This window comes from Bosea sp. BIWAKO-01, from assembly GCF_001748145.1.
Taxonomy (GTDB): domain Bacteria; phylum Pseudomonadota; class Alphaproteobacteria; order Rhizobiales; family Beijerinckiaceae; genus Allobosea.
Map to the genome: position 1 here is coordinate 278298 of NZ_BCQA01000001.1, position 24355 is coordinate 302652.

Consider the following 24355-nt stretch of genomic DNA (forward strand, 5'->3'; position numbering starts at 1 on the left):
ATCGATTCAACGCCTTGTCGCGCTGATTCAACGCGCCCGGTCAACTGGTTGAAAATTCGTTACTTTCGGCAATGGCGAGGCGCGGGCTCAAGAGCTTGCGAGCGGCTTTGCGCGTGAACGGGATATTCTGCGACCACAGCCAAGCGGGACAAATGCCCGGGCGCTAAGCCCGGGCATGGTACGGCCTCAGCCGCCGAACCTGTTGTTCTTCGGGAAGCCCTTGGGCGGCAGGCGGCCCGATTCCGCACGGTGGCCGAGCCACTCGATCAGTTCGGCCGCCCCGACCGTCCAGGTCCGGTTCGAGGTGTCGAGCCAGGTCAGGCCCTCGGCCAGCTTGAAGGTCTTGGCGTCGGAGACGCCGCCATCCTTGTAGCGCTGCAGGCGCACGCCCTTGCCACGCCCCATCTCCGCGACCTCGGAGAGCGGGAAGCAGAGCAGCTTGCGGTTCTCGCCGATGATCGCGACATGGTCGCCCTCGGCCGGAACGGCGAGCAACGCCTTGACCGGCTCGGTGACGTTGAGCACCTGGCGGCCCTTGCGGGTGTTGGCCACGACATCGTCGCTGGGGGCGACGAAGCCGCGCCCATCCGTCGTCACCATCAGGAGCTTGAGACCGGGCCGGTAGGGGAAGGCGGAGACGATGTCGGCCGTCTCCTCCAGCTCGATCATCAGGCGGATGGGATCGCCGAAGCCGCGGCCACCCGGCAGCTTGGACGCCTCCAGCGTGAAGACCTTGCCGTTCGAGGCCAGCACCAGGAGCTTCGCCGTGGTCTCGGTGTGGAAGCCGAGCTGCAGCGCGTCATCACCCTTGAAGGACAGGGTCGAGAGATCCTGGACATGGCCCTTCAGCGCCCTGATCCAGCCCTTCTTGGAGACGACGACCGTGATCGGCTCACGCTCGACCATGGCCTGCGTCAGGTCGATATCGGTCGTCTCCGGCATGTCGGCGAAATCGGTGCGGCGCTTGCCGATCACGGTTTCCGGGCCGAAGAGCTTCTTCACCTCGCGGATGTCCCAGGAGATGGTCTTCCACTGCGTCGCCTCGGAGGCCAGCAGCCCCTCGATCTGACCCTTTTCGGTGGTGAGCTCGTCGAGTTCGGTCTTGAGCTGCATCTCCTCGAGCTTGCGCAGCGCACGCAGGCGCGTGTCGAGGATCGCGTTGGCCTGGACTTCGCTGAGCTCGAAATAGCGCATCAGCTCGAGCTTCGGCTCGTCCTCCTCGCGGATGATCTTGATGACGCGATCGAGGTCGAGATAGACGATCAGCAGGCCGCGCAGAATCTCCAGCCGCTTCTCGATCTGGCCGAGGCGGAAGCGCGAGCGGCGCAGCAGCACTTCGCGGCGATGGTCGAGCCAGGCGCGCAGGGCCTCGTTGAGGCCGAGCACCCGCGGCACCAGCCCGCCGGTCAGTACGTTCATGTTCATCGAAATGCGCGATTCGAGCTCGGTGAGCTTAAACAGCGATTCCATCATCAGATTGGCGTCGACGGCGCGGCTGCGCGGCTCGATGACGACGCGGATGTCTTCGGCCGACTCGTCGCGCAGGTCCCCGACCAGCGGCAGCTTCCGATCGTTCAGCAGCTCGGCGATCTTCTCGATCAGCCGGCCCTTCGAGACCATGTAGGGAATCTCGGTGACCACTGCGAGCCAGGTGCCACGGCCCTGGTCCTCGACATGCCAGCGCGCCCTTGTGCGGAAGGCGCCGCGCCCGGTGCGATAGGTCTCGGCCATCGAGGCCCGGCTCTCGACGATGATGCCGCCGGTCGGGAAATCCGGCCCGGGCACGAAGGTCATGAGCTGCTCGGAGGAGGTCTCCGGATGCTGGATCAGATAGAGCGCGGCATCGCAGAGTTCGGCCGCGTTGTGCGGCGGGATCGAGGTCGCCATGCCGACCGCGATGCCCTGCGAGCCATTGGCCAGCAGGTTGGGGAACGCCGCCGGCAGGACGATCGGCTCCTCGTCCTCGCCATTATAGGTCTCGCGGAAATCGACCGCGTCCTCCTCGATCCCGTCGAGCAGGAGGCGCGCGACCTCGGTCATGCGCGCTTCGGTATAGCGGTAGGCGGCGGCGTTATCGCCGTCGATATTGCCGAAATTGCCCTGGCCGTCGACGAGCGGGTAACGCTGGGCGAAATCCTGGGCGAGGCGCACCAGCGCGTCATAGACCGACTGGTCGCCATGCGGGTGGAACTTACCGATGACGTCGCCGACGATGCGGGCGCATTTCTTGTGCACCTGGCCGGGGTCGAGGCGCAGCAGCCGCATCGCATGCAGGATGCGGCGATGGACGGGCTTCAGGCCGTCACGCGCATCCGGCAGGGCACGGTGCATGATGGTGGACAGCGCATAGGCGAGATAGCGCTCTTCGAGCGCCGATTTCAGATCGATGCGCTCGGTCTCGTCCTCCGGTGGCGGCTCGACCGGCTTTCCCATGTGTCACTCAACCTCGATCTACGTTGCAGCCGCCGGGAAACGCCGGCCGCGAATCACTTCCTATGACGATGCCGGCCCGATGCAAGCCGCGCAAAGCGTCATACCCGCAAACGCGCCAGAAATCAGTGAATTCGTGCGACCAGCTCCAGCAGCCGCGCGCGCTCCGGCGACTCGAGCAATCCCCGCGGTTCAAGCAGGTGGCGGCGCAGGAAGAAGCCGGTCAGGGCGAAGCCCGCCGCGATATCGGCGGCCGAGGGCTGCCGCCCGCCCTGCCCTTCGCTCAGGAAGCGCGGCAGCGCCAGCAGACGATCCTGATAGGGCTCGGCCACCTTGCGGCTGACCGCCTTGCCCGATTTCGGCGAGACATGGGTGAGATCGTCTGGCGAACCGGTGACGGCGCAGCGCGTCAGATCAAGCCCGAAGCCGAGTTCGGCCAGCATGGCGACCTCGAACCGCACGACAAGGGCCGGCGCCAAGGTCAGCTCGTCGAGATGTTCGATCAGAACCGCCAGCCCCTCATGCAGGGCCGGATGAGGATCGCGCTCCGGCAGCAGCCGCAGCAGGGCGCAGATCACCCCCAGCCCATAGAGGGCGACGGGCGCCGCCATCAGCCGCGCCGCATGCGAGGTGATGAGCTCGACCTTGTATTCGCCGAGATGCTCGTCGAGCCGGGCCCGCCAGGTCAGCGAGACCGCATTGCCGGGCTGCAGCACCGGCTGCGCCCGGGCCGAGCGCCCTCCGCGCACGAGCCCGAGATGGCGGCCATGCAGACGCGTCAGCACCTCCAGGATCACGGCATTCTCGCCATGCTGCCGGATGCCGATGATGGTGCCGTCGTCGCTCCACTCCATGACAAGGAGTTAGGCGGCGCACCCGGCCGGGTCAATTTCCGCAGGCGCCCCCTCCCGACAGCGCGCGTCAGCGGCGCCGCTCCGGGATACGGAGAAGACCGCAGCCGAGATGCGGCAGCCAACCTCAGACATACTGCGCGATGCCGCCGCCGAAGGACCAGTTCTCGCGCGCGGTCTCGATCAGGTTGATGAAGATGTCGTCGGGCTTCAGCCCCGGCTCCCGGCGCAGATTCTCGGCGATCTTGGCAAAGAGCGCCTTCTTCTGGGTGACGCCGCGGCTGTTGTTGCAGGTGATCTGGATGATGACGAGACCGGCCGTGCGCTCGAAGCCGAAATAGCGGGCGTTGAAGATGAACTCGTCAGGGTCGTGCTGGTGGATCACGGCAAAGAGATCATCCTCCGGCACCTCGAAGGTCTCGCGCATAGCCCGATAGACGCCATCGACAATGGCAGCCGGCTCGGAGGCGGGACGGCCGCGCCTCATGGAAATGCGGATCAGGGGCATCGTTGGATCTCCGGTTTGCGCGAGGGCGTTCGCCTCGCTGTCCAGACCAAACTAGCGCCGCTCGAAACATCGGTGTAGTGTATTATTATAGATATCAATCATATGGATTTTTGATCTATGATCGCCGCCTCACTCGATATCGATGCGGTCGCCGCCTTTCTCGGTGCGGCCGATCTGCGCAGCTTCACGCGCGCTGCCGAGGCGCTGGGCACGACGCAGTCGCTGGTCAGCACCCGGGTCAAGCGGCTCGAGGAGGTTCTCGGCCGGCCCCTGCTCCAGCGCCATCCGCGTCTCGTCAGGCTCACCGCCGAGGGCGAGCGTTTCGTACCGGCGGCACGCGAACTGCTCGCCGCACATGAACGGGCGCGTGCGGCCTTCACAGAGGCGCCGGAGCGCATTTCAGTCGGGATCAGCGAGCAGGCGGTCGGCGCCGATGCGCCGGCCCTGCTGGCGCGCCTTGCCGGCCATGACCCGACGCTGGTGATCAGCCTGCGGATCGAACGTTCGAGCCTGCTTGATGCAGCCTTCGACCGTGGCGAGCTCGATGTCGCCGTGATGCTGCGGATCGGAGCAGGAAAGACCGGCGAAACGCTGTGCCGCGACGCCTTTGGCTGGTTCGCCGCGCCAACGCTGACGCGCGATCCGGCGCAGCCGCTGCCGCTCGTCAGCCTGATGACGGAGTGTGCGCTCAGGCGTCATGCCATCGAGGCGGTTGGCGGCGCCGGGCTCAGCTGGCGCGAGGCCTTTGTCGGCGGCGGCATGGCCGCCGTGCTGGCGGCCGTGCAGGGCGGGCTCGGCGTCACGCCGCTCGCCGCGCGCATCGCGCCGCTCGGCGCCGTCGATGTCGGCGGGGACTGGGGCCTGCCTGCGCTCGGCTCATCCGAGGTCGTGCTGCGCAGCAATGTCGCAACGCCGCGCGCCAACGCCTTCGTCAGGGAGCTGGCGGCGGCGTTTCGCGGGCCGGTTCAGCGCTCATCGGCTCAGCCCTTGCCGGCTCAGCCCTTGGGGAACTCCAACCCCATCTCGCGATAGCGCTCCGGATCGTCGCTCCAGTTCTCGCGAACCTTGACGAAGAGGAAGAGATGGACCTTGGCCTCGGCCGCCTCGGCGATCTCGACGCGGGCTTTCTGGCCAATCGCCTTGATGGTCTGCCCGCCCTCGCCGAGCACGATCTTCCGCTGGCCCTCGCGCTCGACATAGATCGTCTGCTCGATGCGCACCGAGCCATCGGGCCGCTGCTGCCATTGCTCGGTCTCGACGGTCGAGCGGTAGGGCAATTCGTCGTGCAGGCGCTCGAAGATCTTCTCCCGCGTGATCTCGGCGGCGAGGAAGCGCAGCGGCGCATCCGAGATCTGGTCCTCCGGGTAGAGCCAGGGGCCGAGCGGCAGGCGCGTCTCGAGCCAGTCAAGAATGTCCTTGACGCCATAGCCGGTCAGCGCCGCGACCATGAAGGTGGTCTCGAACTTGCCCCGCTCGTTCAGCTGCGTCGTGATGGCGAGCAGCTTCTCCTTCTCGATCGTGTCGATCTTGTTGAGCACCAGGAACTTCGGCTGCTTCAGCTCGGCGAGCTTTTCGAGCAGTCGGGTGTTCTCCTCATTGTCGAAGCGCTCGACATCGATCAGCACGCCGATCAGGTCGGCGTCGGTCGCGCCGCCCCAGGCGCTCGTCACCATGGCGCGGTCGAGCCGGCGCTTGGGTGCGAAGATGCCGGGCGTGTCGACGAAGATGACCTGCGCCGCGCCGGCGAGCGCGATGCCGCGCACCTGGGTCCGCGTCGTCTGCACCTTGCGCGAGACGATCGAGATCTTGGCGCCGACGAGCTTGTTCAGCAGCGTCGACTTGCCGGCATTGGGCGCGCCGATCAGCGCAACGAAGCCGCAGCGTGTGGGCTTGTCGGCCTCAGCCATTGTCATCTCCCATGGTTTCGTTCCAGAGCCCCTCGCGGCGCAGGAACGCCTCGGCAGCAGCTTGTTCGGCGAGGCGCTTGGAGCGCCCTTCGGCTTCGGCGTCGATCAATCCCGCGATCCGGGCCGCAACCCGGAAAAGCGGGGCATGGTCCGGACCTGAACGGCCGCGCTCGGTATAGGTCGGCGTCTGGTAGCCCTTGCCCTGCGCCCATTCCTGCAACGCGGTCTTCGCATCGCGCAACGGGCGCACCGGCTTAAGCAGGCGCTCGCCAAAGGCGCGTTCGACCAGTCCTCTTGCTGCAGCATAGCCGCCATCGATGAAGACCGCACCGATGATCGACTCGCAGGCATCGGCCAGGATCGCCTTGTTCTTGCGGGCGCCACCCAGGATCTCGCCGTCGCCGAGCTTCAGGAAGCTGCCGATATCCCAGCCCATCGCGACTTCGGCGCAGGTCTCCTTGCGCACGAGATCGGCCAGGCGGCGCGACATGTCGCCCTCCTCGGCCTGCGGGTAGCGCTCGAAGAGCATGTCGGCGACGCTCAATCCGAGCACGCGATCGCCCAGGAACTCGAGCCGCTGATAGCTGCCGAGCCGCGAACTCTCGGCGCTCATATGGGTCAGAGCGGTTTCAAGCAGGGCGCGATTGGCGAAGACATGGCCAAGCCTCGCCTCAAGCCGAGCGAGTTCGGGCGTCTTACGCCCGCTGTCCCCCGGCTTCGTCACTTGATCGTGCTGAACAGGCGGTTCCAGCGCACGGTCCAGGGCCATTCCCAGACACGCCAGGCGGAGGCGCCTTCGTCGATCGAGAAGAAGATGATCTCGGCGCGGCCGACGAAGTTCTCGAAAGGCACATAGCCGACGCTGCGGTCACGCGAGTCCAGCGAATTGTCGCGGTTGTCGCCCATCATGAAGAAATGGCCCTCGGGCACGCGGAAGACCGGCGTGTTGTCGAAGGTGCCGGTATCGCCCTCGCGCTCGATGATGTTGTGGCTGACGCCCTCGGGCAGAGTCTCGCGATACTGGATGACCTTGGTGCTGCGGCCCCAGTTGTCGGTGGTCTCGAAGTCGGCGATGCGCTCGCGCTTCACCGGCTGGTTGTTGATGTGCAGGATGCCGTCGATCATCTGGATGCGGTCGCCCGGCAGGCCGATGACGCGCTTGATATAATCGGTCGAACTGTCGCTCGGCAGCTTGAAGACGGCGATATCGCCGCGCTTCGGTTCGGCAGCCCAGACCCGGCCCTTGAACAGCGGCGGGCTGAACGGGATCGAGTGCTTGGAATAGCCGTAGGTGTATTTGGAGACGAAGAGATAGTCGCCGATCAGCAAGGTCGGGATCAGCGAGCCCGACGGAATGTTGAAGGGCTGGAACAACAGCGTGCGGATGACAAGCGCGATGAGAAGCGCCTGGACGACGACCTTGATCGTCTCAAGGATGCCGCCCTCGTCCTTGGCCGTCTTGCTCTTGATTTCGGCGTCGTTGGCCACCCGGGGCGCTCCTTCATCGGTTCCGAGGCGCGGCATAGCGGAATGTACGGCCGGGGACAACGCGATATCCGCGCACAAGATGGCGCGAACAGGGCCACCCGGCCCCGCAATGCAACATTGGTGCTGCAATCGCGAATTTCCCCTGCCGCTTGCAAGTCCGGACCTGCCGCAACTGGGGCACCGCAATCCCGCCGGCCGGACACGGCCCCGTGCCGCGCGGCAGCGAGCGTAGATTGCCCCCCTGCCGCTGGTGAAGGGCGGCCCCGCAGTAGCGTAATTGACGCATTCCAAGCACAGGTTCACTGATAGTTGGTCACAACCTTTGGGGGAATCAGCATGAGCTCGAAGAAATACGCGGCTGAAGCCATCGGCACATTCTGGCTGACCTTCGCCGGCTGCGGCAGCGCGGTCATCGCTGCAGGTTTCCCGCAGGTCGGTATCGGACTGCTCGGCGTCTCGCTTGCGTTCGGCCTGACTGTCGTCACCATGGCCTATGCCATCGGTCATATTTCGGGCTGCCATCTCAATCCGGCAGTCACCGTCGGGCTCGCGGCCGGCGGGCGTTTCCCCTCCGGAGAGGTCTTCCCCTACATCGTCTCACAGGTCATCGGTGCGGTCGCCGGCGCCTTCATTCTCTATCTGATCGCCAAGGGTGCGCCTGGCTTCGATCTCGCCAAGGGCTTTGCCTCGAACGGCTATGGTGAGCATTCGCCGGGCGGGTACAGCCTGCTCTCCGGCTTCCTGATGGAAGTCGTCATGACGATGATGTTCCTCTTCATCATCATGGGCGCGACCCATGGCAAGGCGCCGGTCGGCTTCGCACCGCTCGCCATCGGCCTCGGCCTTGCCCTCATCCACCTCGTCAGCATTCCGGTGACGAATACCTCGGTCAATCCCGCGCGCAGCACCGGCCCTGCCCTGTTCGTCGGCGGCTGGGCGCTGCAGCAGCTCTGGCTGTTCTGGGTCGCACCGCTGATCGGCGGCGCTCTCGGCGGCGTGCTCTATCGCTGGCTGAGGTCCGACAAGCCGGAGTGAGTAGTCAAGACGGCGCCGGCTCGGTCCGGCGTCTCGCTTCCTCAGATCGGACGGGCCGGCGCACGCAGCTCCGGCCCGTTTTGCGTTGCCGACCCCGCCCGCCTCAGTGCCACTCGACCCAGCGGCCGTGATAATCGGCACGCCCGAGCTCACGCTCCACAGCGCCCGGCCATTGCGTCAGGGTGACCGCTGCATGGCCAGGCTTGCCGTCCGGCTCCATGCGCAGCCAGGCCAGCGGGCGCTCGGCGGTCGCGGCAGCGCCCGCCGCAGCCATGGCCGCACGAATGCGCTGCTTGGTCGGCTCGGGCAGATATTGCCACATGATGGTGTGCATCAGCATGCGGGCGCAGCCCGGCGCGGCCGCCTCGGCCAGCCGTGCCTCGACCCAGACGGCTGCATCGGCTCGCTCGACGCGCCATGAAGCAGCAGAGGCGGCATCGAAGGCTGCTTCCGTCGTGCGCAGGCGGTCGGCCTGATCCGGCCAGATATAGGAGAGGACGCGAGCGCGATCGGCCGGTTGCGATGGGTCGAGCGGATTGAGGTCGCAGGCACGCCGCACAGCCACCCGAAGCGTAGCATCAAGCGGAGGCAACCTGCCGCGCCATTCGCTGCGGATCGTGACCGGCGCATCGTCGCGCCCCCAGGTCGCGGCACCGAGTGCGTAGCGATAGCGCTCGAAACCGAGATTGAGCCCGGCACTGGCGCCGATCTCCAGAAGATCGAGCGGCAGGCCGGTGTCGCGGGCAACGATCAAGGCGCCACCGAGCAGCACGGCGCAGCGCTTCACCTCGTTGGTCTGCGGGGCGCTGTCGAGATAGGCGGCAAGATCCGCGTCATGGGCGTCGATGGCCGCGGCAAGGCCGCTCCACAATGCGTCCGCGCTGGCAAGAGCCGGCGGGTAGATTGCCTGCAGCGACGGCATCGTTCCGGAGCGTGCCAGGGCGTTGAAGGCACCGGCTGCCCGCAAGGGCAGCGCGTCAGCAGTGGGGTCGTCCGGCCAGCCAAGCGCGCGCCGGCCAAAGCCACTGGTTTGATCGAGCCGCGCCGCCATTACCCCGCAAAACAGCGCCGTGAAGGGCGAGCCAAGCCTGCGGCAGGCCTCCGCCTGCCCCCTGAAGCTCGCACGGACACGCTCCCAGGGGTCCGCGCCAACGACATCTGCCATGCCCGTACTCCCTGTCAGGGAAGCCGCGGTCGCGCCTCGATCACGACGAAAGCCTGCGCCAATGGCGGATCATCGGTCAGCGAGACATGGACGAAGGCTTCATGCCCTGGCGGCAACATCGCCGCGAGGCGCTCGGCGGCGCCGCCGGTCAGCCGCATCGTCGGCTGGCCGCCGGGCAGGTTCACCACCTCCATGTCACGCCAGAACACGCCGCGGCTCAGACCGGTGCCGAGTGCCTTGGAGCAGGCTTCCTTGGCGGCGAAGCGGCGGGCATAGGAGGCAGCCCGGGTGGCGCGGCGGTCCGACTTGGCCCGCTCGCCCTCAGTAAAGATGCGGTGGGTGAAGCGCTCACCGAACCGCTCCAGCGATTGCTCGATGCGGCGGATATCGCAGAGGTCGGAGCCGATGCCGAGGATCATGCAACGGGTCTACTTGGCGGCGCGCCCTTCGTCCATCGCTGCACGCATCTGCACGATCGCCTGCTCGAGGCCGATGAAGAGCGCCTCGCCGACCAGGAAGTGACCAATATTGAACTCGACGAAATCGGGAACGACCGCCAGTTCGCGCGCGGTGTCGTAATCGAGCCCATGGCCAGCATGAACTTCGAGGCCAAGCGAGGCCGCAAGCGCGGCCCCTTCGGCAAGACGGCGGAACTCGACAGCGGCCTTGTCCCGCTTGCCGTCGATAGCGGCATGGCACCAGGTCCCGGTATGCAGCTCGACCACCGGCGCGCCGAGCTTGGCCGCCATCCTGATCGGCGCCGCATCCGGCTCGATGAAGAGGGAGACCCGGGCGCCCGCCGCCCTGAGTTGCTCGATAGCCGGCGCCAGGGCGCGCTCCTGCCCGACGACATCGAGCCCGCCTTCCGTCGTGCGTTCCTCACGCTTCTCGGGCACGAGGCAGGCCGCATGCGGCTTAAGGCGCGCAGCCAGCGCGATCATCTCCGCCGTGGCTGCCATCTCGAAATTCAGGGGCACGGTGAGTTCGGCCACCAGCCGCTCGATATCGGCATCGCGGATGTGGCGCCGGTCTTCGCGCAGATGCGCCGTGATGCCGTCGGCCCCGGCCTCGACCGCAAGATGCGCGGCGCGGATCGGGTCGGGCAGGGCTCCGCCACGCGCATTGCGCACCGTAGCAACGTGATCGATGTTCACGCCCAGTCGCAACCGGCCATTTGTCATCACAAGTCCCCTCGACCGTGGCCAGCCTGCATACCGCCTGCTCCGGTCTGGCTCAAGGCAAGGAAATTGATCGGCAAGACCACGTTCGCTGATGGATATCGCGAGAGCTTTCCCGGGTTTCTTCGTGATTTGCTAACCGCGCCGGCAAGCTGCCGCAGCCTGGAAACCAATCTTAAGCGCGCGCCCCCCTTTCATTCCTGACCCAGATCAGATCGAGAGACCCAGGGCCGTGCAGATTTCCGTCAATCAGGGCCAGTTCGAAAACGATATCGTTCCGGACCGTCGCACCGCCGGCCAGGTGGCCGACCGGTCGATCGGCCGCGTTCTGTCATGCAATGGCGCGCGTGCGACGATCGGCACCATCATGCCACGCGCCGGCACGGCAACGCCCGAGGCCTGGACGATCGGGCGGATGATCTCGATCAATCTCGGGCGCAGCCGCATCGTCGGCATGGTCTATGAGATCAAGGCTGTCAGTGAATTCTGGGACGAACTGGCCGACAATCCCGTCCATATCGAAGTGGAACTGCTCGGCGAGGTGCTGGAAGCCGAGGGCGGACGCACCATTTTCCAGACCGGCATCACCACCTATCCGCCAGTCGGCGCGATCGCGCACCGTATCCGGGCCCATGATCTTGCCCTGGTGCATGACCTCGGCGCCAGGGCCGGCGTCGCCATCGGGCACCTGACGCAGGACCCCGCCATTCCGGCGACCGTCTGCATCGACGATCTGCTGTCGCGCCATTTCGCGCTGGTCGGCACGACCGGTGTCGGCAAGTCCAGCGCGGTCTCGCTCCTGCTTCGCAAGGCGATTGCCGCGAAGCCGCATCTGCGGGTGCTGATCCTCGACCCCCACAACGAATACGCCCACGCTTTTCCCGACAAGGCCGTCGTCACCGATGCGCAAAGCCTCGACCTGCCCTTCTGGATGTTCCGCCTCGAAGAATTTGCCGATGTCGTCTTTCGCGGCCGTCCCGATATCGACGAGCTCGACATCCTGCGCGAGGTCATCGCCGCAGCCCGCGCCCGCTATCGCAAGCCGGCAACCCAGGATTTCGCACGCGACCTCGGCTCCTCGCTGCTGAAGCGGCCGCTCGACCCGACCGCGCGGCGGCCGACGGCCGGCGGCGCCGCCGCAAGCGGCGACGCGCCCCTGCCCTACAGAATGGCCGACGCGATCGCGGTCCTGGACGAGTTGATGGGGCTCCATGAGATCCGTTATCCGCGTGCCGCACTGCGATCGCTGAAGGTCCGTCTCGAAGCTCTCTATGGCGACCCGAGCTACCAGTTCATGTTCGCACGCGCGAACATGGTCGAAGGCATGGGCCAGGTGATCGGCCAGATCTTCCGGATTCCGCAGCATGGCCGGCCGATCTGCGTGTTCCAGCTCGCCGGGCTGCCGGCCGATGTCGTCAACGCCGTCGCATCCGTGCTGTCGCGCATCGCCTTCGACCTCGCCATGTTCAGCCATGGCGGCTACGAGGTGCTGCTGCTCTGCGAGGAAGCCCATCGCTATGTGCCGGCGGATCAGTCGCTCGGCTTCACGCCGACCCGGCAGGCCATCGCCCGCATCGCCAAGGAAGGCCGCAAATACGGCGCATATCTCGGCGTTGTGACCCAGCGGCCGGGCGAACTCGACCCCACGATCCTGTCGCAATGCTCGACCATTTTTGCGATGCGGCTCGCCAATGACCGCGACCAGCAGATCATCCGCTCAGCCATTGCCGATGCTTCGGCGAGCACGATCGGCTTCCTCTCGGCCATCGGCAATCGCGAGGCGATCGCCTTTGGCGAGGGCGTGGCGACGCCGATGCGCATGCGCTTTGCCGAGCTTGCGCCGCATGAGCTGCCAGCGATGGCAGGGGGCTCCATCCTCGACGGACTGGTCCACCGCGAACCGGGGCTCGACGAACTGGTCAGCCGGATGCAGGGCGAAAGCCGGTAAGGCCTGAACCTGGCGCGCGCAGCAAAATCTTGCATCCGCCCGGCTTTGCCTGTATGGCCGGCTCACATCAATCTTTCCCTGCATCGCCAAGATCAGAAGGAGCCGTTCAATGGCTCGCGTCACCGTTGAGGACTGCATCGACAAGGTCGAGAACCGCTTCGAGCTGGTTCTGCTGGCCAGCCACCGCGCCCGCATGATCGCTTCGGGCACGCAGATTCTCGTTCCCCGCGACAACGACAAGAACCCCGTCGTGGCGCTGCGCGAAATCGCCGAGGAGAAACTCACTCCCGAAGATTTGAAGGAAGAGCTGATCCACTCGCTGCAGAAGCATGTCGAGGTCGACGAGCCCGAGGCCGAGACCGTGCCGCTTCTGACCAGCGGCCCGTCCAGCGCAGCGACGCCCGATTCGGAAGTCCAGTTCGACCGCATGAGCGAAGAAGATCTGCTGCGCGGCCTCGACGGCCTCGTGCCGCCGACCGAGAGCGCCGACGACGAGGACTGATCAAAGCGTTCACCAGTCCAAGCTAAAGCCCGGCATTGCCGGGCTTTTTCATGCCTACCCTGCATAGAATCGCCTTGCCCCGCCGGAACGCCGTGCCGATATTGAACCATTGCAATTCTTGGCAGGCGTTACAGGGGCCCGCATGGGCATGATGCGGCAATACGAGCTCGTTGACCGGGTCAGGAGCTATAATCCGAATACCGACGAAGACCTGCTCAACCGAGCTTATGTCTATGCCATGCGCGCGCACGGCACACAGAAGCGCGCCTCGGGCGACCCGTTCTTCGCTCATCCCCTCGAAGTCGCGGCGATCCTCACCGACCTCAAGCTCGACGATGCGACGATCGTCGCCGCCGTGCTGCACGACACCGTCGAGGACACGGCTGCCACTCTCGAAGAGATCGAGGGCATGTTCGGGCCGGATATCCGCCGGCTCGTCGACGGCCTGACCAAGATCAAGAAGCTCGACCTCGTCTCGAAGAAGGCGGCGCAGGGCGAGAATTTCCGCAAGCTGCTGCTGGCCATCGCCGAGGATGTCCGGGTGCTGCTGGTCAAGCTCGCCGACCGGCTGCACAACATGCGCACGCTGCATTTCGTGCCGCCTGAGAAGCGGCTGCGCGTCGCCGAGGAGACGGCCGAGATCTACGCCCCGCTCGCCGGGCGCATGGGCATGCAGGAATTGCGCGAGGAGCTGGAGGAACTGGCCTTCCGCCATATCAAGCCGGAGGCCCACTCCACCATCACCAAGCGCCTGGAAGAGGTGACCGAGCGCGAAGGCTCCGTCATCAGCGCGATCGAGATCGATCTCAAGGAGAAGCTGGCGGCGCGCGGCATCCAGGCCGATGTCGCCGGGCGGCGCAAGCGCCCCTATTCGATCTGGCGCAAGATGGAGCGCAAATCGGTCTCCTTCGAGCAGCTTTCGGACATTTTCGGCTTTCGGGTCATCGTCGACCAGCTGGAGGATTGCTACCGGGTCCTCGGCATCGTGCACACGACCTGGCCGATGGTTCCAGGGCGCTACAAGGACTACATCTCGACGCCGAAGCAGAACGACTATCGCTCGATCCACACCACGGTGGTCGGCCCGGGCCATAGCCGCGTCGAACTGCAGATCCGCACCGACAAGATGGACCGCATCGCCGAATACGGCATCGCGGCCCATGCCCATTACAAGGACGGCCGGACCACCGAGCTCTCCGGCGCGGCCGATGAAAGCCGGGCCTATCAGTGGCTGCGGCGCACCGTCGACCTGCTCGCCGAAGGCGACAATCCGGAAGAGTTCCTGGAGCATACCAAGCTCGAGCTCTTCCACGACCAGGTCTTCTGCTTCACGCCCAAGGGCCGGCTGATCGCCCTGCCGCGCGGGGCGACCCCGATCGACTTCGCCTATGCGGTCCACACCGATGTCGGCAACACCGCGGTCGGCGCCAAGATCAATGGCCGTATCGCGCCGCTGCTCACCGAGCTGCAGAATGGCGACGAGGTCGAGATCACCCGCGCCGACGGCCAGGTGCCCCCCGCAGCGTGGGAATCGCTCGTCGTCACCGGCAAGGCGCGCGCCGCGATCCGAAGGGCGACGCGCGCGGCGGTGCGCCGGCAATATGCCGGGCTCGGCCGTCAGATCCTCGAACGCGCCTTCATGCGCGCCGAGCGCGTCTTCACCGACGAAAAGCTCAAGGCGGCGCTCAAGCGGCTCGCCCGCACCGCCGTCGACGACGTGTTCGCCGCTGTCGGGCGCGGCGAGATGTTCTCGGGCGACGTCGTCAAGGCGGTCTACCCCGATCTCGAGCCGGAAAAGCGCTCCACGCCCGAAGCCCGTGGCGAAAGCAACGGCAAAGGCTGGTTCGAGCTGCGCAAGGGCGACAATCTCAAGTTCAAGCTGCCCGGCGAGACGCCGGGCGCCAATGCCATCCCGATCCGCGGCCTCGGCGGCGATCTGCCGGTGCGCTTCGCGCCGAATGGCGGCGCCGTCCCGGGCGATCGCATCGTCGGCATCCTGACGCCGGGCGAAGGCGTGACGATCTATCCGATCCAGTCGCCTTCGCTGGCGGCCTTCGACAACGAGCCTGATCGCTGGCTCGATGTGCGCTGGGACCTCGACGACAAGACGCCGCAGCGCTTTCCGGCGCGCATCGCGCTCAACTCGATCAACGAGCCCGGCTCGCTGGCGCAGATCACCACCACCATCGCCGAACATGACGGCAATATCGATGCGGTGACGATGGTGCGGCCGACGCCGGACTTCACCGATGTCACCATCGATCTCACGGTCTGGGACCTGAAACATCTCAGCGCCATCATCAGCGAGCTGCGCGAGAAACGGGTGATCAGCCGGGTCGAGCGCGTCGTCGGCTAAAGCATCGGCCTCGACGGGAGATCGCGGTTTTCCGCAAGAGCCGATGCAATCACAGAAGGCCGGATCATCGGACCGGAGACGATATTCCGGCCGACGCGCTGGCAGCCTTCCACAGCTCCGCTGGGGCCCACGCTTGAAACGCAGGCCATTCCGGCGCAAAAGCACTCGCCTGTGCCCGTCGCAGGCAATGGGATCAACACCATCTGCGAGGCGCACCGATGACCGACGACGAGGTCCTGGCCGAATTCCGCGATGCCGGCGCATTGCTCGAAGGTCATTTCATCCTGTCTTCCGGCCTGCGTAGCCCGGTCTTCCTGCAGAAGATGTTCATCTTCCAGGACCCGGTCCGCACCGAGCGGCTCTGCAAGGCCCTCGCCGCCAAGATCGAAGCCACATTCGGCAAGGTCGACTATGTCGTCTCGCCCGCGGTCGGCGGCATCGTGCCGGGCTACGAGACAGCACGGCACCTCAAGGCCAAGGCGGTGTTCGTCGAACGCGAGGACGGACAGTTCAGGCTGCGCCGCGGCTTCGCCATCCCCGCCGGTGCGCGCGTGGTGATGGTCGAGGACATCGTCACCACCGGCCTCTCCTCGCGTGAATGCCTGGCCTCGATCGCTGGCGAACCTGGCCAGATTCTCGGCGCCGCTTGCTTGGTCGACCGTTCCGCCGGCAAGGCCGATCTCGGCGTCAAGCTGGTCAGCCTCGTCGCTCTCGATATCCCGGCTTATGCTCCTGACGCGCTGCCGCCCGAGCTCGCCGCCATCCCAGCGATCAAGCCCGGCAGCCGGGGGCTCGCCAGCTGAAGGGCCCCGGCCGACTCAAGGAAACTGACCAGCCTGAGCAAGCGCACTTGCAAGACTCCAGCAAGTGGCCACATAATTAGTGCTTGGCTGACCAGAATTCGCCGGTCTTTCGACATTGCCTGACTGCTATCCTTTCGATCTGACGTATTTGAGTCGTTTTTTACTGGAGTCGTTGCCATGGCGGAGCCGCGCATCGCGCTTTTTATCGATGGGGCAAACCTCTATGCCACGTCGAAGCAGCTTGGCTTCGATATGGATTACCGCCGACTGCTGAAGGAATTCCAGACACGAGGCAACCTCATCCGGGCCTTCTACTTCACCACGCTCGTCGAAAGCGAAGAATACTCGTCGATCAGACCACTGGTCGACTGGCTCGACTATAATGGCTATCGGGTTATCACCAAGGCAGCCAAAGAATTCACCGACGCGACTGGTCGCCGCCGGGTCAAAGGCAATATGGATATCGAGCTCGCCATCGAAATGCTCGAACTTGCTCCGCATCTTGACCAGATCTACTTGTTCTCGGGCGATGGTGACTTTCGCCCACTGGTTGAAGCGGTGCAACGCAAGGGTGTGAAGGTCTCGGTGGTCTCGACCATCACGACCAATCCCCCCATGGTGTCAGACGAGTTGCGCCGCCAATGCGACGAGTTCCTCGACCTTTCGCATCTCATGGCAAAAATCGGGCGCGACCCCTCGGAGCGCGCTCCGCGCAGTGCCGCGGCCGGCACGCCCGGCCATCCCGGACTGGAACGCCGTTATGGCATCCGCCAGGGTGACGAACCGGTTGAAGGCTGATGTCGGCACACCACTGACGTGTGGTCAGGGGCTGTGATACGACCGTTGGAGCGAGGCCCCAGGCTGCATGTGATTCGGCCGGGCCCGGCTATGGCTACAACGGGACTGGGAGGCCTCATCATGCATCGCCGTCATTTTCTCGCCGGGCTCGCGGGGAGCTCCGCGGGCGTTTTCGTCATCGCCAAACCCGCCCTCGTCCTGGCGCAGGCTACGCCTGCTCCCGCCGCACCGGCGGCTGCACCCGCCTTCACGCTGCCGCCGCTCGGCTATGCCTATGAGGCACTGGAGCCCAATATCGACGCGGCCACCATGCGCATCCATCACACCGCCCATCATCAGGCCTATGTGAACAACGCCAACGCGCTGGCCAATCAATGGGCGGGCCTGAGGACGACGCCGATCGAGACCGTATTGGCCGACCTGAGCGCGGTGCCCGAAAACGTTCGCACCGGCGTCCGCAACAATGTCGGCGGCCACTGGAACCACAGCTTCTTCTGGGAGCTGATGACGCCGGGCGGCGCGGAGCAGCCCTCGCCCGAGCTCAAGAGCGCGATCGAGGCCTCGCTCGGTTCGATCAGCGATATGGCGACCAAGCTCAACGCCGCTGCCCTGGGCCGCTTCGGCTCCGGCTGGGCCTGGCTGGTCGTCGGCAAGGACAAGAAGCTCGCGATCGTTAGCACCGCCAATCAGGACACCCCGCTCGAACTCGGCGCCAAGGCGATCGTCGGTGTCGATGTCTGGGAACACGCCTATTATCTCAAGCACCAGAGCCGCCGCGCCGACTATCTGGCGGCTTGGTGGAAGACGGTGAACTGGGACAAGGCCAACGCCAATTTCATGAAGGCGATGATCTAGCCTTCCCTGGGTGCATCGGCGTTCCCGACCGCAAGCCACTTTCGGGCCGATGCAACCTTCCGTGATTGCATCGGCCTTCCCGAAAACCGCGATCCACTCTTCGGGCCGATGCGACCTTTCCGTGTGTGCATCGGCCCTCCCGAAAACCGCGATCCACTTTTCGGGCCGATGCGACCTTTCCGTGTGTGCATCGGCCTTCCCGAAAACCGCGATCCACTTTTCGGGCCGATGCTGTGGCTGCAGACTTACCCGGACGCCCCGACAAAGGAAAAGGGCCGCTCGCGCGGCCCTTTTGCCTGACGATCGCCTTGCGGAAAGACCTGTCGGCTCAGCCGCCGGTCTTCATGATCCGCGCCTTGTCGCGGTTCCAGTCGCGGGTCTTTTCGGTCTCGCGCTTGTCATGCAGCTTCTTGCCGCGGCCAAGCCCGAGCTCGACCTTCGCCCTGCCCTTGTCGTTGAAATAGACCTTGAGCGGGATCACCGTGAAGCCGTCGCGCTGGATCGCGCCCATCAGTTTGTTGATCTGACGGCGATGCAGCAGCAGCTTCCGCGGCCGGCGAACATCGTGGTTGAAGCGGTTGGCTTCGAGATATTCCGGGATATGGGCGTTGAACAGAAAGAGTTCGGTCCCCATCGGTCCGGCATAGCTCTCCCCGATCGTCGCCTTGCCGCCGCGCAGGGATTTGATCTCCGTGCCCTGCAACGCGATGCCGGCCTCGAGCGTTTCGATGATCTCGTAATTGTAACGCGCCTTGCGGTTATCGGCTGCGAGGCGGTAGCGCTCGGGATCAGGCTTGCTCATGCCGGGTGACCAAATCCATAGGTCTTCACGAGACCCGCCATGGCCTGCGACTCCATTTCGGGGTCAGTACTCAGGCCGTTGAGAACTCCCAGCCTGTCGGCGTCCTGCCGGTTCTGGCTGAGTTTGAACTTGCCGATGATCGAGGCGATCTCGATTTCGATGCCGACAATGCCGCGGGCCTGCGCCGCAATGAAGGGCTCGGGCGCGTCGGAGACAGACCACGGCTCGGTGCGCGGCGCTTCCTGCTGCCGCGTCAAGGACTCGAGCTGATCGCGCAGCCACGCGCCATCCTCGATGGCGCGGGCCGGGCCTCGCACTTGCACGGTGACATAGTTCCAGGTCGGCACGACCTTGCCGTGTTCCTGCTTCGAGGCATACCAGGCCGGCGTGACATAGCGTTCGACCCCGGTGAACACGACCAGCGTCTCGGCCCCGGCGGCAATGGCGCGCCATTGCGGGTTTGGGCGCGCCAGATGCGCACGCAACAGCCCCTGCTCGCCGAGTTCCGGATGCAGCACGAACGGCACGGGGTTGGCGAGAAGGCCGTCGGCGCCGGCCGTCACCAACAGGGCGAGCGGATTCGCGCGAATGACGCCGTGCAACGCGTCCCGGTCTTCAACCTTGAAATGGCTCGGTTCGTACATCAGCGGCTCCGGGGCGGTTCGCCGAGCACCCCGGGCGAACGCAACTCTCTATCTAGGCATTCAACAGCCCGGCGTGAACCATGGCTTCGCGGATAACCTTGCCGGTCGGGGGCGTCACCGGCACCAGCGGCAGGCGAAGCTCCTCCTCGATCCGGCCGAGCAGCTTGAGCCCATGCTTGGCACCGGCAAGACCCGGCTCCTTGAACACAGCGTCGTGCAGCGGCACGAGGCGGTCCTGGACCTTCAGCGCACCAGCGAAATCGCCCTTCAGCGCGGCCACCATCAGTTCGGAGCAGAGGCGCGGCGCAACATTGGCGACAACCGAGATGCAGCCATGGCCGCCGGCCGCCATATAGGCCAGCGCCGTCATGTCCTCACCCGAGAGCTGGATGAAATCCGGCCCCATGACGTGGCGCTGCTGCGAGACACGGGCGAGATTGGCGGTCGCGTCCTTGACGCCCGCAATGTTCTTCAGCTCGTAGAGCCGCGCCATGGTCTCGACCGACATGTCGACCACCGAGCGCGGCGGGATGTTGTAGATGATGATCGGGATGCCGACCGCGTCGTTCACCGCCTTGAAGTGCTGGTACATGCCCTCCTGGGTCGGCTTGTTGTAATAGGGCGTGACGACCAGCAGCGCCGGCGCACCGGCCTTTTCGGCGTGGATCGCGAGGTCGATCGCCTCGGCGGTGTTGTTCGAGCCGGCTCCGGCAATGACCGGGACGCGACCCTTTACCGCATCGAGGCAGATCTCGATGACTCGCTTGTGCTCGTCATGGCTGAGCGTCGGGCTCTCGCCGGTGGTGCCCACGGGGACAAAGCCATGGCTGCCGCTGTCGATCTGCCAGGCGATCAGTGCGCGCAGGCCTTCCTCGTCGATCCGGCCGCCCTTGAACGGCGTCACCAAGGCTGTGAGCGAGCCGGTGATAGGCGCATGCTTGGTCATGATCGAGCCGTCCTAAGAACAAAATCCGTGTGTAGCGGGCGACAGACATACCGCCTCCCACCGCATGCGCAAAGACGAAAACCCGTCAAAAAACGCTTGCACCTCAGTTAACGGTCCATCAAGACCCTTCGCCGACCATCGAAGTCCAAGCGCCATCCCGGGGAAATCCACCATGGTACGGCTGCCTGCCTCTCGACGGCTCCTTTCATGGGCCGTGCCTGCGCTCCTTGTGACTGCGAGCGCCCAAGCGACCAACGACGCCGACCATGTCCTGCAGCGGGACCGTGTTGCGGCCATTGCCGATCCCTCGACGACGGCTGCGCTCCTGCGCTCGCCCGACGAGCCGTTGAGCGCCGGCGCGCCAGCCAATCAGGGCGCCCTCAAGACTGCGGTCGAGGCCTACCGTCGTGGCGCTGTGGCCGAGGGCGATGCCCTCGCCTCGGCCTTCGACGACCGTGCGACGCGCGCCATGCTCGAATGGGCCGCGATCCGCTACGGCGGCAGCACGGTGGGCTTTGCCCGCATCAACGCATTTCTGGAGGCCTATCCGAACTATCCCGCGACGTCATTGTTTCGCCGCCGCGCAGAGGCCGCGCTGATTGCAGAGAAGAAGAGCGTGACCGTGATCCGGGCCTTCTTCCATGCGCAGCGACCGGTCAGCCCGGTCGGCCGCGTGGCGCTCGCCATGGCCCTGAAAGCGGACGGCAAGCCCGACGATGCGATGGTGCTGATCCGCGAGACCTGGCGGCGTGACAATCTTGGCCAGCCGCTGGAAGCGATCGTCCTGAACAGCTTCGGCGACCGGCTGACGGCGACCGACCATCGCTTGCGCACGGAACGCTATCTCTTTGAGGAGAACAATGCGGCGGCGCTGCGCAATGCCGCGCGCGTCTCCGCCGATTATGTCCTGCTCGCCAAGGCGCGGCTCGCCAGCGCGCAGTCCAAGGGCACGATCGCGCCCGCGCTGATAGCGGCCGTGCCGGCGTCGCTCCGAAACGATGTCTCCTTCGCCTTTCTGCAGGCGCAGCAGGCCCGGCGCGCCAACAAGGCCGGCGAAGCCGCGCAAATTCTCGCCAAGGTGCCGCGCGACCCGGCCCTGCTCGGCGATGGCGACGAATGGTGGACGGAACGTCGCCTGATCGCCCGGAAGCTTCTCGACGAAGGCGATGCCGCCAAGGCCTATGAGGTCGCAGCCGGTCATGGCGCCGAAGGCGCCGCCGAGCGCATCGACGCGGAATGGCACGCAGGCTGGATCGCGCTGCGGTTCCGGGACCAGCCCGGATTGGCTCTCGCCCATTTCGACGAGGCAGCCAAATGGGCGGAAACGCCGGTCTCGGCCTCGCGCGTCGCCTATTGGCAAGGCCGCGCTGCCGAAGCGATCGGGCTGACCGAGCGCGCCCAGGAAGCCTATGAGCGCGCGGCAGCTCATCCGGTCGCCTATTACGGTCAGCTTGCCCGGGCCAAGCTCGGCCTGCCGGACCTGCCGATCCGCACAACGGAATCGGCGGCGCTTGAACATCTGCCCGGCCATCAGGGTGTGCGCCTGCTCTACCAGATCGGCGCGCGCGACCTTGCCGCCACCATGCTGGTCGACCTGTCGCAGCGCCTGCATACGACGACCGCGCTGGAAGCCGTGGCCGCGATCGCCAGCCGTGAAGGCGATGTCAGGACCCTGCTGACGATCGGCAAGACCGCCCTGCAGCGGGGCTTCCCGCTCGACACGGCCGCATTCCCCACCTCCGGCGTGCCGGACTTCCCGGTGCTGGGCGACCCCATGGAACGGGCGATCGTCCACGCCATCGCCCGGCAGGAAAGCGCCTTTGATCCCAATGCGGTCTCGCATGCCGGCGCACGCGGGCTGATGCAGATGATGCCGGCGACGGCCCGCGAGACGGCACGACGCGCCAATATGCCGTTCGACCTTCCGCGGCTCGGCAGCGACGCGCTCTATTCGGCACAGATGGGCGCCGCCCATCTCAATGACCTCATCCGGGAATGGCGCGGTTCCTACATCCTGAGCTTCGCTGCCTATAATGCCGGTTCCGGCAATGTGAAGCGCTGGATCGACGCCTATGGCGATCCCCGCAAGCGCGATGTCGATGCCGTCGACTGGGTCGAGCGCATCTCGATCTACGAGACCCGCAACTACGTCCAGCGCGTGATGGAGAATCTGCAGGTCTATCGGCAGAGGCTGAACCAGCGTACCGCCTATCTGATCGATTACGACCTGAAGCGGACCTGGACGAGGGATTAGCTGAGATTTCCGCCCCTTCGGGGTCGGAGATCCCCTGGCCTGCTCCGTTCCGGCGGATTTTCTTGACTGGGGCCAGTGCCCATTTCGCCTGAAGATGCTTTAGTCCAGCCTCTTGCAGCGCCGCCGGAGGGCGAATGGATTCTGATAGCGGTTTCCGCTCCTTCTTTATCAGTGCCCGCGACGGCCTGAAGCTCCACGCCCGCGATTACGGCCCCCTCGCCTCGCACGCCCTGCCGGTGATCTGCCTGCCGGGGCTGGCGCGAACGGCTGCCGACTTCCACGAACTGGCGACGGCGCTCGCCCAGGATGAAGCCAAGCCACGGCGTGTCCTGGCGCTCGATTACCGCGGGCGCGGGCGCTCCGACTACGACAGGAACTGGGCCAATTACGATATTCGCGTCGAGCTCGACGACCTGATGCAGCTGCTCACGGCGGCCGGTATCGAGGCCGCCGTGTTCGTCGGAACCTCGCGCGGCGGCCTGCTGACGATGGCGCTGGCTGCGGCGCGCCCGGCCATGATCAAGGGCGTCGTCCTGAACGATGTCGGCCCGGTGATCGATGCGCGCGGATTGCTGCGGATCCGCGGCTATGTCGGCAAGCTGCCAAGCCCGCGCAGCTTTGTCGAAGGCGCCGAAATCCTCAAACGCCTGTCTGATCAGCAATTCCCCGCTTTCGGCGAAAGGGAATGGGAGACAATGGCGCGACGGACCTGGACCGAGCGCGATGGACATCTCGTCACCGATTACGACCCCAATCTGATGAAGATCCTGGAGGAGCTCGACCTCGAGGCCCCGCTGCCCCTGCTCTGGACCTATTTCGCCGGGCTGAACGCCGTGCCGATTCTGGCGATCCGTGGCGCCAATTCCGATCTTCTCTCGGAGGAGACGCTGCGCGAGATGGGAGAGCGCCATCCCGATTGCGAGATCTTCGTCGCACCGGGACAGGGCCATGCGCCCCTGCTTGGATCGAAGGACATGGTGCGGCGCATCGGCAAGCTGATCGGCAAGGCGGAAAAGCGCGCCGCCTGAGCCGTAGGACCAGCCCCTCCTCTGCCATCGCCCGGCGGGAGCGACACGCCGGGGCCGACTGGAATCGAGGACTTACGGCCGCTTGCCGTCGGCTCCGTCTTCGGGGATGCCGGCGACATTGCCCTGCCCCTGCGTACCATCGTCACGCGAGGTCGCGACCTCCCCGGCCCGGGCCCGTGCCGAAAACTCGGTCTCGATGCCGGCTGCGAGCGAATGCGCCTGGGCGACCCAGTCCTCACGCTCGATCCGGCCGGGAAAGGCGAGATAATGGCCGACCCACTCGATGTTCTGGGGTGTCCAGGCGGCGATCTGCTCGAAATGCCAGATCCCGAGGCCATGGAGCCTGCCTTCGTTCTGCTGACCGATGCCCTTGATCAATTTGAGATCGTCAGCCTTTCCGCTGCGCGGCGCGACAAGGCCGGATGGCCGCCTGCCGGGGATCAGATCCTCACCCTCGACCTTGCCCGGCAGCGAGGCCGACTGCGCGGGTGCCGGCTTCGCGACAGCGACAGCCGGCGCAGGCGGCGCCTCCGGGATCGAGCCGACATTGGCGCCGGCAATGGCAACGACGGAATCGCGATGGGCGAAGATCGAGCGGGCAAAGCAGGCGAGACAACAGCCCGCCAGATAGGCTGCGACATAAAGGAGCGCGGTCTCCAGCCAGAGCGCCGCGACACCATTCACCACCTGCAACCAGGTGAGCGCGGCGACTACAGCCCAGACGCCCACCAGCAGGGTGATCGGACTGGTCCAGAAACGGACCTTCCCGCCTGTGCAGGTGATCCAGCCCATGGCGAGGCCGATGCCGAAGGCCGCGAGCAGGAACCAGGCGAACTGGGTGGCCAGGTAGAGCATGC

Annotated in this window: 23 protein-coding genes; 10 read left to right on the forward strand and 13 right to left on the reverse strand. The window is 65.7% G+C overall.

Annotated elements, in window-relative coordinates; all coding sequences use genetic code 11:
- Nucleotides 1–186 precede the first annotated feature (186 nt).
- From parC to BIWAKO_RS01345, 3 genes are all read right to left on the reverse strand, one after another.
- The gene (gene parC / locus BIWAKO_RS01335; protein ID WP_069877006.1) at nt 187–2433 is read right to left on the reverse strand and encodes a DNA topoisomerase IV subunit A; all 2247 of its coding nucleotides are present in this window, start codon (nt 2431–2433) and stop codon (nt 187–189) included.
- A 122-nt stretch (nt 2434–2555) separates the two neighbouring features.
- On the reverse strand, nt 2556–3284 hold the full coding sequence (gene recO / locus BIWAKO_RS01340; RefSeq protein WP_069877007.1) for a DNA repair protein RecO: 729 nt from the start codon (nt 3282–3284) through the stop codon (nt 2556–2558).
- Between the two features lie 124 nt (nt 3285–3408).
- Nucleotides 3409–3789, reverse strand: coding sequence for a tautomerase family protein (locus BIWAKO_RS01345; RefSeq protein ID WP_069877008.1), 381 nt, complete (start codon nt 3787–3789; stop codon nt 3409–3411).
- Nucleotides 3790–3906: 117 nt separating this feature from the next.
- Here BIWAKO_RS01345 and BIWAKO_RS01350 point away from each other — a divergent pair, with 117 nt between their 5' ends.
- Nucleotides 3907–4821, forward strand: a complete 915-nt coding sequence (locus BIWAKO_RS01350) for a LysR family transcriptional regulator (protein WP_069877009.1) — start codon at nt 3907–3909, stop codon at nt 4819–4821.
- On the opposite strand, the gene era is transcribed toward BIWAKO_RS01350, so the two are convergent.
- The 3 genes from era to lepB are packed head-to-tail and all read right to left on the reverse strand — an operon-like array spanning nt 4785 to nt 7184.
- Nucleotides 4785–5696, reverse strand: coding sequence for a GTPase Era (gene era / locus BIWAKO_RS01355; protein WP_069877010.1), 912 nt, complete (start codon nt 5694–5696; stop codon nt 4785–4787). The two genes, BIWAKO_RS01350 and era, sit on opposite strands and share 37 nt — an antisense overlap.
- Nucleotides 5689–6420 carry a ribonuclease III gene (gene rnc / locus BIWAKO_RS01360; protein ID WP_069877011.1) on the reverse strand — a complete coding sequence of 244 codons (732 nt, stop codon included), beginning with the start codon at nt 6418–6420 and terminating at the stop codon, nt 5689–5691. The genes era and rnc overlap by 8 nt, the downstream gene beginning before the upstream one ends.
- Nucleotides 6417–7184 carry a signal peptidase I gene (lepB, locus tag BIWAKO_RS01365; protein ID WP_244523335.1) on the reverse strand — a complete coding sequence of 256 codons (768 nt, stop codon included), beginning with the start codon at nt 7182–7184 and terminating at the stop codon, nt 6417–6419. Before lepB ends, rnc begins: the two co-directional genes overlap by 4 nt.
- A 336-nt stretch (nt 7185–7520) precedes the next feature.
- On the opposite strand from lepB, the gene aqpZ reads away from it, so the two are divergent.
- Nucleotides 7521–8219: an aquaporin Z gene (gene aqpZ / locus BIWAKO_RS01370; protein WP_069877013.1), complete on the forward strand. Its 699-nt coding sequence runs from the start codon at nt 7521–7523 to the stop codon at nt 8217–8219.
- Nucleotides 8220–8322: 103 nt separating this feature from the next.
- Here the strand turns inward: aqpZ and BIWAKO_RS01375 are convergent, their stop codons facing one another.
- Genes BIWAKO_RS01375 through BIWAKO_RS01385 form a run of 3 tightly spaced genes read right to left on the reverse strand, consistent with a single transcriptional unit; the run spans nt 8323 to nt 10565 of the window.
- The gene (locus BIWAKO_RS01375) at nt 8323–9384 is read right to left on the reverse strand and encodes a DUF2332 domain-containing protein (RefSeq protein WP_069877014.1); all 1062 of its coding nucleotides are present in this window, start codon (nt 9382–9384) and stop codon (nt 8323–8325) included.
- A 14-nt stretch (nt 9385–9398) separates the two neighbouring features.
- Nucleotides 9399–9803 (reverse strand): holo-ACP synthase, encoded by a 405-nt coding sequence (acpS, locus tag BIWAKO_RS01380; protein WP_069877015.1) that lies wholly within the window; start codon nt 9801–9803, stop codon nt 9399–9401.
- 9 nt (nt 9804–9812) lie between these two features.
- Nucleotides 9813–10565: a pyridoxine 5'-phosphate synthase gene (locus BIWAKO_RS01385; RefSeq protein ID WP_069877016.1), complete on the reverse strand. Its 753-nt coding sequence runs from the start codon at nt 10563–10565 to the stop codon at nt 9813–9815.
- A gap of 229 nt (nt 10566–10794) precedes the next feature.
- Here BIWAKO_RS01385 and BIWAKO_RS01390 point away from each other — a divergent pair, with 229 nt between their 5' ends.
- The 6 genes from BIWAKO_RS01390 (at nt 10795) to BIWAKO_RS01415 (ending at nt 17824) form a co-directional block, all read left to right on the forward strand.
- Nucleotides 10795–12510, forward strand: a complete 1716-nt coding sequence (locus BIWAKO_RS01390; RefSeq protein WP_069877017.1) for an ATP-binding protein — start codon at nt 10795–10797, stop codon at nt 12508–12510.
- Nucleotides 12511–12619: 109 nt separating this feature from the next.
- Entirely contained in the window at nt 12620–13012 is a 393-nt protein-coding gene (gene rpoZ, locus BIWAKO_RS01395; RefSeq protein WP_069877018.1) for a DNA-directed RNA polymerase subunit omega, read from the forward strand.
- Nucleotides 13013–13160: 148 nt separating this feature from the next.
- Complete coding sequence (locus BIWAKO_RS01400) at nt 13161–15368, forward strand: RelA/SpoT family protein (RefSeq protein WP_069882068.1); 2208 nt, start codon at nt 13161–13163, stop codon at nt 15366–15368.
- Between the two features lie 218 nt (nt 15369–15586).
- On the forward strand, nt 15587–16171 hold the full coding sequence (pyrE, locus tag BIWAKO_RS01405; protein WP_069877019.1) for an orotate phosphoribosyltransferase: 585 nt from the start codon (nt 15587–15589) through the stop codon (nt 16169–16171).
- A 177-nt stretch (nt 16172–16348) separates the two neighbouring features.
- A complete protein-coding gene (locus tag BIWAKO_RS01410) occupies nt 16349–16969 on the forward strand; it encodes a LabA-like NYN domain-containing protein (RefSeq protein WP_069877020.1) in 621 nt (206 codons plus the stop codon).
- Nucleotides 16970–17089: 120 nt separating this feature from the next.
- Nucleotides 17090–17824 carry a superoxide dismutase gene (locus BIWAKO_RS01415; protein WP_201788602.1) on the forward strand — a complete coding sequence of 245 codons (735 nt, stop codon included), beginning with the start codon at nt 17090–17092 and terminating at the stop codon, nt 17822–17824.
- A 328-nt stretch (nt 17825–18152) separates the two neighbouring features.
- On the opposite strand, the gene smpB is transcribed toward BIWAKO_RS01415, so the two are convergent.
- From smpB to dapA, 3 genes are read right to left on the reverse strand one after another with little or no spacing between them, the layout of a single operon-like run.
- Nucleotides 18153–18626 (reverse strand): SsrA-binding protein SmpB, encoded by a 474-nt coding sequence (gene smpB, locus BIWAKO_RS01420; RefSeq protein ID WP_069877022.1) that lies wholly within the window; start codon nt 18624–18626, stop codon nt 18153–18155.
- On the reverse strand, nt 18623–19270 hold the full coding sequence (locus BIWAKO_RS01425) for an FMN-binding negative transcriptional regulator (protein WP_069877023.1): 648 nt from the start codon (nt 19268–19270) through the stop codon (nt 18623–18625). The genes smpB and BIWAKO_RS01425 overlap by 4 nt, the downstream gene beginning before the upstream one ends.
- A gap of 52 nt (nt 19271–19322) precedes the next feature.
- A complete protein-coding gene (dapA, locus tag BIWAKO_RS01430; protein ID WP_069877024.1) occupies nt 19323–20216 on the reverse strand; it encodes a 4-hydroxy-tetrahydrodipicolinate synthase in 894 nt (297 codons plus the stop codon).
- 172 nt (nt 20217–20388) lie between these two features.
- On the opposite strand from dapA, the gene BIWAKO_RS01435 reads away from it, so the two are divergent.
- Nucleotides 20389–22470, forward strand: coding sequence for a lytic transglycosylase domain-containing protein (locus tag BIWAKO_RS01435; protein WP_141739934.1), 2082 nt, complete (start codon nt 20389–20391; stop codon nt 22468–22470).
- Between the two features lie 134 nt (nt 22471–22604).
- Entirely contained in the window at nt 22605–23498 is an 894-nt protein-coding gene (locus BIWAKO_RS01440; protein WP_069877026.1) for an alpha/beta fold hydrolase, read from the forward strand.
- Between the two features lie 72 nt (nt 23499–23570).
- On the opposite strand, the gene BIWAKO_RS01445 is transcribed toward BIWAKO_RS01440, so the two are convergent.
- Nucleotides 23571–24353: a hypothetical protein gene (locus tag BIWAKO_RS01445; protein ID WP_069877027.1), complete on the reverse strand. Its 783-nt coding sequence runs from the start codon at nt 24351–24353 to the stop codon at nt 23571–23573.
- Nucleotides 24354–24355 lie beyond the last annotated feature (2 nt).

What these genes read in the sequence shown, in the direction of transcription:
- parC (WP_069877006.1), bottom strand. Translation starts at nt 2,433, where the DNA reads ATGGGAAAGCCGGTCGAGCCGCCACCGGAGGACGAGACCGAGCGCATC.
- recO (WP_069877007.1), bottom strand. Translation starts at nt 3,284, where the DNA reads ATGGAGTGGAGCGACGACGGCACCATCATCGGCATCCGGCAGCATGGC.
- BIWAKO_RS01345 (WP_069877008.1), bottom strand. Translation starts at nt 3,789, where the DNA reads ATGCCCCTGATCCGCATTTCCATGAGGCGCGGCCGTCCCGCCTCCGAG.
- BIWAKO_RS01350 (WP_069877009.1), top strand. Translation starts at nt 3,907, where the DNA reads ATGATCGCCGCCTCACTCGATATCGATGCGGTCGCCGCCTTTCTCGGT.
- era (WP_069877010.1), bottom strand. Translation starts at nt 5,696, where the DNA reads ATGGCTGAGGCCGACAAGCCCACACGCTGCGGCTTCGTTGCGCTGATC.
- aqpZ (WP_069877013.1), top strand. Translation starts at nt 7,521, where the DNA reads ATGAGCTCGAAGAAATACGCGGCTGAAGCCATCGGCACATTCTGGCTG.
- BIWAKO_RS01375 (WP_069877014.1), bottom strand. Translation starts at nt 9,384, where the DNA reads ATGGCAGATGTCGTTGGCGCGGACCCCTGGGAGCGTGTCCGTGCGAGC.
- acpS (WP_069877015.1), bottom strand. Translation starts at nt 9,803, where the DNA reads ATGATCCTCGGCATCGGCTCCGACCTCTGCGATATCCGCCGCATCGAG.
- BIWAKO_RS01385 (WP_069877016.1), bottom strand. Translation starts at nt 10,565, where the DNA reads ATGACAAATGGCCGGTTGCGACTGGGCGTGAACATCGATCACGTTGCT.
- rpoZ (WP_069877018.1), top strand. Translation starts at nt 12,620, where the DNA reads ATGGCTCGCGTCACCGTTGAGGACTGCATCGACAAGGTCGAGAACCGC.
- BIWAKO_RS01400 (WP_069882068.1), top strand. Translation starts at nt 13,161, where the DNA reads ATGATGCGGCAATACGAGCTCGTTGACCGGGTCAGGAGCTATAATCCG.
- pyrE (WP_069877019.1), top strand. Translation starts at nt 15,587, where the DNA reads ATGACCGACGACGAGGTCCTGGCCGAATTCCGCGATGCCGGCGCATTG.
- BIWAKO_RS01410 (WP_069877020.1), top strand. Translation starts at nt 16,349, where the DNA reads ATGGCGGAGCCGCGCATCGCGCTTTTTATCGATGGGGCAAACCTCTAT.
- BIWAKO_RS01415 (WP_201788602.1), top strand. Translation starts at nt 17,090, where the DNA reads ATGCATCGCCGTCATTTTCTCGCCGGGCTCGCGGGGAGCTCCGCGGGC.
- smpB (WP_069877022.1), bottom strand. Translation starts at nt 18,626, where the DNA reads ATGAGCAAGCCTGATCCCGAGCGCTACCGCCTCGCAGCCGATAACCGC.
- BIWAKO_RS01425 (WP_069877023.1), bottom strand. Translation starts at nt 19,270, where the DNA reads ATGTACGAACCGAGCCATTTCAAGGTTGAAGACCGGGACGCGTTGCAC.
- dapA (WP_069877024.1), bottom strand. Translation starts at nt 20,216, where the DNA reads ATGACCAAGCATGCGCCTATCACCGGCTCGCTCACAGCCTTGGTGACG.
- BIWAKO_RS01435 (WP_141739934.1), top strand. Translation starts at nt 20,389, where the DNA reads ATGGTACGGCTGCCTGCCTCTCGACGGCTCCTTTCATGGGCCGTGCCT.
- BIWAKO_RS01440 (WP_069877026.1), top strand. Translation starts at nt 22,605, where the DNA reads ATGGATTCTGATAGCGGTTTCCGCTCCTTCTTTATCAGTGCCCGCGAC.
- BIWAKO_RS01445 (WP_069877027.1), bottom strand. Translation starts at nt 24,353, where the DNA reads ATGCTCTACCTGGCCACCCAGTTCGCCTGGTTCCTGCTCGCGGCCTTC.